Origin of the sequence: Fibrobacter sp. UWR4 (assembly GCF_003149045.1) — a bacterium.
Taxonomy (GTDB): Bacteria; Fibrobacterota; Fibrobacteria; order Fibrobacterales; family Fibrobacteraceae; genus Fibrobacter.
Window position 1 is genome coordinate 1 of record NZ_QGDU01000090.1, and the last position, 1,314, is coordinate 1,314.

The following is a 1,314-nucleotide window of genomic DNA, read 5'->3' on the forward strand; positions in this document are numbered from 1 at the left end:
ATTAAATTTTAGAAAATAGCCCATTTTTTGTTTAATTTAGGCGAAAGTCAACAAAAAAGGGTGGCGAAGCCACCCACACATGTTGATGAAGAGCCACTTTTATATACGGGTTTGTTGACACAAAATAATCGCCAGCATCATTTTGTAAAATTTGTCCACCGCCATAAGGACCCAAATCACAATAGATAAAGTCGTCAGTCGTCGTAACAGTTCCTTGATGGTTTACAGCAACATAAGGTGTAGACATATTCCACCCCACCCCATACGCTCCCGACGGTGCAGACTCATTCGAAGATTGAAGAATCGGCTGAATGCCACCGTAGTAATTCAAGTTTAATGACCAGGAAAGGATACCCCTTGCGTTGATGGACGCCAAGGGAATGCTATAATAGGGCTGGCCGTTGAAAATATTGACATTGGAAACGACTTCTCCGGAAGCTCGAGAAGGTTCAAATTCGCTATGGGCGATTGTTGTGCTTCTGTAGCAGGAAAGGCCCCTTGAAATGATGCGTTTAATAAATCGTAAAAAAGTGTCTGTAGATGAATCAGCTATAGACAACGACGGGAGAATACAAAACAGAATCAAAAATTTTTGCAAACGACTCATTCTTCTTCAAGCTCCGGATGAAGTATCATGAAACGAGTTCGGCAGTATTCCTTTTCCTTTGCATTCGCCTTTTGAATCCTATTGCATTCAGACACACTCTTCATTTTGGCAATTAGTGCATTCAGTTGTTCAATTCTCTGTTCACTTTTTATCGCTTGAACGACTGAATCGGGCAATGGCTCAGGTACCAGCAAAGAATCCGTTGTTGCAAAGCAAAACACGGAAATAAACAAACATAAAATAAATGATTTCATAGCAATAATATAATTATTCGACATTTTCTTGATTCAATGAATTCATTATGATATTCCTATTTCGGAGTATTTTCAAAAAAAACTATGGAACGATTTAGTGCAAATGCGGAATTACATTTTTGCAATAGAGTCCAGGCGTTGCGAGGCGGAGATTACAGAAACCCATGCGGCTCAACTATAGCCATACAAAAAGAGAACTGCCGTTAAGCAGTCCTCTTTGAAAAGGGAGATTCCCGCTTTCGCGGGAATGACCTGCAAGAGAGTAGCAGAACTTATCGTGAGCGACTGCTCATCACTCACGGCTCATTGCTCAAGGCTCTTACACCTCTTCAATGCTTGCGTGGTACTCTTGCAGAGACTTCACTTCGCCCTTGCCAGCCTTAGCTGCGGCGATGCCCTTGACGGTGTCGAGAGCGGCAGCGAGGGTGGTGATGTAAGGAGTCTTGTACTTGA

At 42.3% G+C, this 1,314-nt stretch carries 2 protein-coding genes; both read right to left on the minus strand.

Annotated elements, in window-relative coordinates:
• Positions 1 to 31: 31 nt before the first annotated feature.
• Entirely contained in the window at positions 32 to 607 is a 576-nt protein-coding gene (locus BGX12_RS15390) for a hypothetical protein (protein WP_111361753.1), read from the minus strand.
• Entirely contained in the window at positions 604 to 861 is a 258-nt protein-coding gene (locus BGX12_RS15220; RefSeq protein ID WP_139259276.1) for a hypothetical protein, read from the minus strand. Before BGX12_RS15220 ends, BGX12_RS15390 begins: the two co-directional genes overlap by 4 nt.
• Between the last annotated feature and the right edge of the window lie 453 nt (positions 862 to 1,314).

Excerpts from the sequence above, each read along its gene's own strand:
- BGX12_RS15220 (WP_139259276.1), bottom strand. The coding sequence starts at position 861 with ATGAAATCATTTATTTTATGTTTGTTTATTTCCGTGTTTTGCTTTGCA.
- BGX12_RS15390 (WP_111361753.1), bottom strand. The coding sequence starts at position 607 with ATGAGTCGTTTGCAAAAATTTTTGATTCTGTTTTGTATTCTCCCGTCG.